At 72.5% G+C, this 7,439-nt stretch carries 6 protein-coding genes; all 6 read right to left on the reverse strand.

The window, feature by feature from the left end:
• Positions 1-2,148: 3-hydroxyacyl-CoA dehydrogenase NAD-binding domain-containing protein (locus CM1CMNOD_RS08235; protein WP_013873214.1), on the reverse strand; the 2,148-nt coding region annotated here is incomplete at its 3' end.
• A complete protein-coding gene (locus CM1CMNOD_RS08240) occupies positions 2,145-3,422 on the reverse strand; it encodes a thiolase family protein (protein WP_013873215.1) in 1,278 nt (425 codons plus the stop codon). The genes CM1CMNOD_RS08235 and CM1CMNOD_RS08240, both read right to left, overlap by 4 nt.
• Positions 3,423-3,743: 321 nt before the next feature.
• Positions 3,744-5,168 (reverse strand): HRDC domain-containing protein, encoded by a 1,425-nt coding sequence (locus CM1CMNOD_RS08245; protein ID WP_013873216.1) that lies wholly within the window; start codon positions 5,166-5,168, stop codon positions 3,744-3,746.
• A gap of 216 nt (positions 5,169-5,384) precedes the next feature.
• Positions 5,385-6,011, reverse strand: coding sequence for a DUF3000 domain-containing protein (locus tag CM1CMNOD_RS08250; protein WP_043603303.1), 627 nt, complete (start codon positions 6,009-6,011; stop codon positions 5,385-5,387).
• A gap of 168 nt (positions 6,012-6,179) precedes the next feature.
• Positions 6,180-6,437, reverse strand: a complete 258-nt coding sequence (locus tag CM1CMNOD_RS08255) for a hypothetical protein (protein WP_013873218.1) — start codon at positions 6,435-6,437, stop codon at positions 6,180-6,182.
• Positions 6,438-6,760: 323 nt separating this feature from the next.
• Positions 6,761-7,156 carry a DUF3817 domain-containing protein gene (locus CM1CMNOD_RS08260; RefSeq protein WP_013873219.1) on the reverse strand — a complete coding sequence of 132 codons (396 nt, stop codon included), beginning with the start codon at positions 7,154-7,156 and terminating at the stop codon, positions 6,761-6,763.
• Positions 7,157-7,439: the final 283 nt, after the last annotated feature.

Below are 7,439 nucleotides of genomic sequence, written 5' to 3' on the forward strand. Positions count from 1 at the left end.
GGACAGGGTGGCCACGCCGGGTGGGGTGAAGCGGCGGCCGGTGATCTTCTCGCTGATGCCGGTGCGGTCCAGGTAGGGGGTGATGCCGCCGAGGTGGAACGGCCAGCCCGCACCGAGCAGCAGGCACAGATCGACATCGGCGGCCTCGGTGACCACGCCCTCGTCGAGCAGGGCGCGGATCTCCTCGGCGAGCGCGGCCAGGGACGCCTCCCGCACCTGTTCGCCGGTCAGCACCGGGGTGTCACCGCTGGCCGCGGATCTGATGAGCTCGGCGGCCTCGGGGTCGACCTGCTGGCCGTCGGGGCCCCACGTGTAGACGCTGGTCTTGCCGGCGGCCACCAGCCGGCCCAGGCCCTCGGTGCCGGGGAAGCGCTCCGGGTAGGCGGCGTGCAGGATCTCGGCGACGTGCAGGGCGACGGCGGGGCCGACCAGCCCGAGCAGCACCAGCGGTGACATGGGCAGGCCCAGCGGCTCGAGGGCCTGGTCGGCATCCTCCACCGGGGTGCCGTTGTCGATGGCGGCCAGCACCTCGCCCATGAACCGGGTGAGCAGGCGGTTGACGACGAACGCGGGCGTGTCCGCGGTGAGCACCGCGTTCTTCCGCAGCTTCTTCGCGACCGCGAGCGTCGTCGCGATCGCCGCGTCGTCGGTCTGCCGGCCCCGCACCGCCTCGACCAGCGGCATGATCGCCACCGGGTTGAAGAAGTGCAGCCCCGCGACCCGCTGCGGATGCCTCAGCACGGACGCCATGTCGCTGACCGACAGCGCCGAGGTGTTGGTCAGCAGCAGGGTGTCGGGGGAGACGACCGCCTCCAGTTCGGTGAACACCCGCTGTTTGACCGCCAGATCCTCGAAGACGGCCTCGATGACCAGGTCGGCGTCGGCGTACGCGTCCTTGGTCAGCGAGCCGCTCACGGTGCCGTGCAGCCGGGACGCCTTGTCCGGGGAGATCCGCTTCCTGGTCAGCAGGTTGTCGATCTCACGGTGGACGGTGGCGAGGCCGGCGTCGAGGCGGGCCTGGTCGATGTCGGTCAGCACCACCGGCACCTGAAGGCGCTGCGCGAACAGCAGCGCGAGCTGGCTGGCCATCAGCCCGGCGCCGACCACGCCGACCTTGGTCACCGGCCGGGCCAGAGCCGGGTCCGGCCCGCCGGCCGGGCGTTTCGCCCGCTTCTGCACCAGGTCGAAGGCGTAGAGGCTGGCGGTCAGCTCCTCGCTGACGGCGAGGTCGGCCAGCGCCTCGGTCTCGGCCGCGTAGCCGGTGCCCCGGTCGGCGGTCTCGGCGAGCGCGAGCAGGTCCAGCGCCCGGTAGGCGGCCGGGGCGGCGCCGTGCAGCTTGGCGTCGGCCAGCGCCCGGCCGCGGGCGACCGCGTCCGCCCAGACCTGGCCGCGCCGCACCGGCGCCCGTGCCGCCGCCGGGTCGATCTCGCCGCGGATGACGCGGGCGGCCCAGCGCAGCGCCTCCTCGAGGAAGTCCGCCGGCTCGAGCAGCACGTCGGCGAGGCCGAGGGCGAACGCCTGCGCGGCGCGCAGCATCTTGTTCTGGTTCAGCGGGTTCTCGATGGCGATGGTGACCGCGCGGTCCGCACCGACGAGGTTGGGCAGCAGTTGGGTCCCGCCCCAACCGGGCACCAGGCCGAGGAAGACCTCCGGCAGCGCCAGCGCTGTGACGTCCGATGACAGCGCACGGTAGTCACAGTGCAGCGCCACTTCCAGGCCGCCGCCCATGGCCGCGCCGTTGACCAGCGCGAACGTGGGGACCTTGCGGCCGCCGAAGCGGCCCTCACCGATCCGTCGCAACGCCGCGTGGCCGAGTTCGCCGATCGCGTGGATGCCGGCCCGGGCCGCCTCCGGGTCGCGCAGCGACGACCGGAAGGCCAGGTCGGCGCCGACGCTGAAGATGAACGGCTTGCCGGTGACGGCGATCGCCGACACGGCCGGGGTGTGCGCCTCGATCTCGTCGGCGGCGGCGAGCAGGCTGCGCAGGCCGGCCGGCCCGAAGGTCGACGGGCGGGTGTGGTCCAGGCCGTTGTCCAGGGTGACCAGCGCGAGCGGCCCGGCCACGCCCGGCAGGACCACGTAGCGGACGTGGGCCTGGGTCACCACCTCGCCGGGGAAGTCGAGGGCGGTGGCCGGCGTCCCGCTCATCGGGCTCCTCCTGTCCGTCCGGGCGTCCGCGCGGCGGTGCTGGCGGCGCTCCTGCCGCTGGTAGCGCCGGCGTTGCCGGTGAAGTGGGGGTTCTCCCAGATGGTGGTCGCGCCCATGCCGAAGCCCACGCACATGGCGGTCAGCCCGTAGCGGACGTCGGGACGGTCGGCGAAGTGGCGCGCGAGCTGGGTCATTAGCCGGACGCCGCTGGAGGCCAGCGGGTGCCCCAGCGCGATCGCCCCGCCGAAGGGGTTCACCCGCGGGTCGTCGTCGGCGATCCCGAAGTGGTCGAGGAAGGCGAGCACCTGGACGGCGAACGCCTCGTTGAGCTCGAACAGCCCGATGTCGTCGATGGACAGGCCGGTGCGGGCCAGCGCCTTCTCGGTGGAGGGGATCGGGCCGAGGCCCATCACGTGCGGTTCGACGCCGGCGAAACCGAACCCGGCCAGCCGCATCTTCGCGGTGAGCCCGAGTTCCTCGACGACCTCCCCGGCGGCGAGGATGCAGCCGGTGGCGCCGTCGTTGATGCCGGCGGCGTTGCCCGCGGTCACCCGGCCGTGCGGCCGGAACGGCGTCTTCAGGCCGGCCAGCCCTTCCAGGGTGGTGTCGGGGCGGGGTGGCTCGTCGGTGGTGACGAGCTCCCAACCGCTTTCGGTGTGGCGGGCGGCGACCGGGGCGAGGTCGGGCTGGATCAGCCCGTCGGCGTAAGCCTTGGCGACCTTCCGCTGGGAGGCCAGCGCGTAGGCGTCCGCCCGCTCCCTGGTGATCGTCGGATAGCGGTCGTGCACGTTCTCCGCGGTCTGGCCCATGACCAGCGCGGAGGTGTCGATGAGCTTCTCGGAGACGAAGCGCGGGTTGGGGTCGGCGCCCTCGCCCATGGGATGGCGGCCCATGTGCTCCACGCCGCCGGCGATCGCGACGTCGTAGGCGCCGACGGCGATCGCGGACGCGGTGGTGGTGACGGCGGTGACCGCGCCGGCGCACATCCGGTCGATGGCGTAGCCGGGCACGGACTGCGGCAGCCCGGCCAGGATGCCCGCCACCCGGCCGATGGTCAGGCCCTGGTCGCCGGTCTGGGTGGTCGCGGCGATCGCCACGTCGTCGATCCGTTCCGCCGGCAGTGCCGGGTTGCGCCGCAGCAGCTCACGGATGACCTTGACGATCAGGTCGTCCGCTCGTGTCTCGGAGTAGACCCCCTTGGCCTTGCCGAAGGGGGTTCGGACGCCGTCGACGAACACGACGTCGCGGACGGAGTCCCTGGCAGATTGGAACACTGTGCCTCCTGACCGGGGAGACCCGGCAGGTCGCTATCGAAACCGGTCCGGTCACGTTCGCGGAGCGCATGTGACGGACGGCGATCTACCGGGAGGACGGTACCGGTGCCGGCGTGACCGCCGACACGGTCAGCCTACGGCAGAAGGTTACCCATGGGTAACCCCATTCGGCCTCGATCCCGGTTCGACACCGACGCCGGCCTGGCACCAGCCCCGACCTGGCGTCGATCATGATTCGACACCGGCCCTGACCAGGCCGGCGACAGCGGCAGTCCGACAGCGATGGCTCGACAGAGCAGTCCGACAGAGCAGCCCGGACGGCTACGCGCTTCCGCCCGGGCCGTTCGTCGGTTCGGCTGCCGGCTCCGCCGCTGGCCTGGCCGCTGCTTCCGTCACCGGCTCGGCTGCTGCCACCGGTTCTGCCGCTGCCGGTTCTGCCGGCGGCTCGGCCAGGGCGTCCGCGATCGGCCCGGCGGTGAGCGTCACCTGCCAGGGCCGGGCGCCGCCGGCCCGCAGCATCCCGGCCACCAGTTCGGTGGTCACACGCCGGTCGTCGGCCGGCTGGTCGTCGACCGGCTGCTCGTCGGCCGCCGGACGCGGTGGTGACCAGGCGAGCCGGCGGGCGAGCGCCGGTTCCAGCAGGTTCTCCACCGGCATGGTCCGCTCGGCGGCGATCGCGGTGAGACGGGCGCGTACCCGGGTCAGCCGGGCGGCTGCGGCCGGGTCGCGGTCGGCCCACCGGTTCGGTGGCGGTAGGGTGTCGGCGTTCGCCGAGGCGGGCGCGGGCAGAGCGTCATCGGGCAGCCCGGTAGCCTCCCGCAGGGCGGTGAACCAGGTCCGCGCGGTGCGGCGCAGGCGCGGGCCGGAGAAGACCGGCAACCGGGTCAGGGCCTCGATGTCCGCGGGAGCGGCCAGCACCGCTTCGATGATCGCGCTGTCCGGGAGTACCCGGCCGGGCGCGATGTCGCGTTCGCGGGCGATCCGGTCCCGGGTTGTCCACATCGAGCGGACCGCGGCGAGCTGGCGTCGGTTGCGGACCCGGTGGATCCCGCTGGTGCGCCGCCACAGGCCCGGCCGTGGTTCCCGTGGGGGAGCGGCCGCGATCGCGGCGAACTCCTCCCGGGCGAAGGCCAGCTTGCCCTGCGTCTCCAACTCGGTTTCCAGGGCGTCGCGCAGTTCGACGAGCAGTTCGACGTCGAGCGCGGCGTAGCGCAGCCACGGTTCGGGTAAGGGCCGGGTGGACCAGTCGGCGGCGGAGTGCCCCTTCTCCAGGGTGAAGCCCAGCACCTTCTCGACCATGATCCCGAGTCCGACCCGCTCGTAGCCCAGCAGCCGGCCGGCCAGCTCGGTGTCGAAGAGCCGGCTCGGACGCAGGCCGACCTCGGCCAGGCAGGGCAGGTCCTGGTTGGCCGCGTGCAGAACCCATTCGGCGTCGCCGACGGCGTCCTGCACACAGGTGAGGTCGGCGAGCGCGACCGGGTCCAGAAGGTGGGTGCCCGAGCCACGGCGGCGTATCTGGACGAGGTAGGCCCGCTGGCTGTAGCGGTAGCCTGAGGCCCGTTCGGCGTCGAAGGCGACCGGGCCCGTGCCGGCGGCCAGCCGTGCCGCCGCCGCGAGCAGTGCCGTCCGGTCGACGATCACGGCGGGTATGCCCTCGGCGGGTTCCAGCAACGGGCGGGCCGCTCCCGCGCTGTTGTCCGGCCCTTGGCCGAGTTGGTGGGATGAGTCCGGAACCGTCGACGTCACGATCGGCGATGGTACGTCGCGAACAGCGTCCAAGCGTGCTGGTCGGGCACAGGGAAGCCGACCGGATCGACCAGGGACGGCGGTTTGTCCCGGATCGGGGGCCTTCTTTCACTCTGGAAAGTCATTCCGTCGCTCAATGTGTCGAGATGGTGTGGAGTCGAGATGGTGTGGAGCCGGGGTGGACGGGGCCGGCACCGGGACCGCGTCGAGCCGGGGTCAGCACGGATGGCGGGACGGCAGGGGCACCACTCCGCGTACTCGCGGCGGCAGGCCCACCATGGCCGCCAGCAGGTCGGCGAAGGAGTGGAGCTGGGCCGCCGCCTCGGCGGGCCGCCACACGCGGTGATCGCAACCGTTGGCCGTCCCGGGCCATTCCGGTGACCAGGAGCAGCGCAGTTCCACATCCGAGTTGTCGCCGTCCGCCGCCAGCACGCCGAACCGTTTCGAGTTCGTGATGGTCACCGTGCCGCCGATCGCCCGGTAGCCGGCCTGGTTGGCCTCCATCGCGTCCCGCAGCCACGACCAGACGACCTCGGGCAGCAGTGGGTCGGTGGCGATCTCGGGGTCGACTGCCGCGCGGGCATAGCAGACGAACCGCGCCGTGCCCTCCCATGCGCTGTGCCCGGCCGGGTCGAACAGGAGGATCAGCCGGCCCGAGGCTGCCTCGTCACCGTCCCGCGAGAGCCCGCCGGCGGCCGCGAACGCGTACGGCGCGAGTCGCGCCGGCGCCTGGATCTCGTGTACCGCGACCTCCGGACGGACTCGGCCCATCGCGTCCCGCAGCGCCGCCGTGGCCGCGACGAAGACAGCTGGGCCGCCGTCTGGAGACAGCGGCGCACCCATGGACGTCACGGTAGGACGTCCTGACTGCGGGCGCGCGACGGAGCGTGGACGCGCGACGGAGCGTGGACGCGCGACGCGGCGCGGGCGGCGGTACGGGCGAGCGGGACGCGGACCAGCCGGCAGGAAACCCACCGACAGGTGGCGGTCGACCGATCAGGCGACATGTGGTCAGGCGACACGGCGCAGCCGCTGCTGGTGTGCTGATCCACCAGACGGTTCCGGCTCCCGCGCGGGTACCCGGGCGGCGGGGGAGTCCGGCTGCCCGGGGTTGAGGAACACGGCCGTTCCGCAGTCGACGCAGGCACGGTCGGGGCAGTCCGCGTCGTGTCCGTCGGAACACGGGGGCTGCTCGAAACCGCGCTCGTCACCGCACTGCGGGCAGATCAGAAAGGTCAGCTCGTCACCGCCCACAAGGACCTGTTCCATCCGGACACCACTCCCCAGGGCACGCTCACGACACAGAGGGCGCGCGTGGACATCACGGACCCTCTCGTCCCATCCCGACTTCCCTGACGGTGGCACGGACAGGCCCCATCTCCGCGTATTCGGGGTCGGCGTGTCGTGCACGTGCATCATGCCCGGTATGCAAGTCATCGCGGTAACGGTTATGTTGCGCGGCCATTGGGGTGTTCGTGCCGTTTCGTGGTGCCATGGTGACCGTCACGGCGGGTTCGCCCCTGCCGGGACGGCCCGCGGTCACCTCCCGGGGCTGGCCCGGGAGGTGACCGCGGCGGTTCGGGGGCCTGGCTTCAGGACGCGGGTTCGGATGCCGATGTGGCGGGGGTGCCCGGTCCGGTGTGGGCGGCATCGGCGGTGCGGTCGGACGCCGATGGCCGCAGCCAGCGGCGTTCGACGAAATAGGGAGCAACCGGCAGGACGGACGCGCCGAGCGCCAGCAGCGTCCGCCGCGTCGCCCAGTGATGTGCCGTGGCGACGGCGACGATGACCGCGCAGTAGGCGAGAAAGAGCACGCCGTGGATCGGCCCGAGTACCCTGACCCCGCCGGGATGATCGGCCGTATGTTTGATCACGGTCGCCACCAGCAGGAGTAGGAAGGACGTCGCCTCGGCAATCGAGATCAGCCGGGCGGCGGCGAGCAGTTGGTCGCCACTGTCGGACCGTCGGTGGTCACCGTCGGCTGGCATGTTCGGCCTCCATGGTCATGACGCGTGAGTCGTCACGCGTGGTCGGTCATCGCACATGATCGGCTCGTCACGCGTGGTCGGGTCAGCGGGTGTGGTCGGGTCGGCAGGCTCGGTAGGCATGGTCGTCGCAGCGGCGGCATGGTCGCGCCGCCTTCGGGCGACCGCCGGTGGGAGGGCTTGCGAATCCGGTGGCCGGTCTGTTCTACGTGCTGTCGAAGATAAACCGTTCCCGGGGCGGCCTGTCGACCCTCCGGGGATGCCCGGACGCGGTGGCGCGTCGCGC

It is taken from the genome of Protofrankia symbiont of Coriaria myrtifolia, from assembly GCF_900634755.1.
GTDB lineage: Bacteria > Actinomycetota > Actinomycetes > Frankiales > Frankiaceae > Protofrankia > Protofrankia coriariae.

Coding starts and splice junctions, on each gene's coding strand:
- CM1CMNOD_RS08260 (WP_013873219.1), bottom strand. CDS start 7,156: ATGCCAGCCGACGGTGACCACCGACGGTCCGACAGTGGCGACCAACTG.
- CM1CMNOD_RS08255 (WP_013873218.1), bottom strand. CDS start 6,437: ATGGAACAGGTCCTTGTGGGCGGTGACGAGCTGACCTTTCTGATCTGC.
- CM1CMNOD_RS08250 (WP_043603303.1), bottom strand. CDS start 6,011: ATGGGTGCGCCGCTGTCTCCAGACGGCGGCCCAGCTGTCTTCGTCGCG.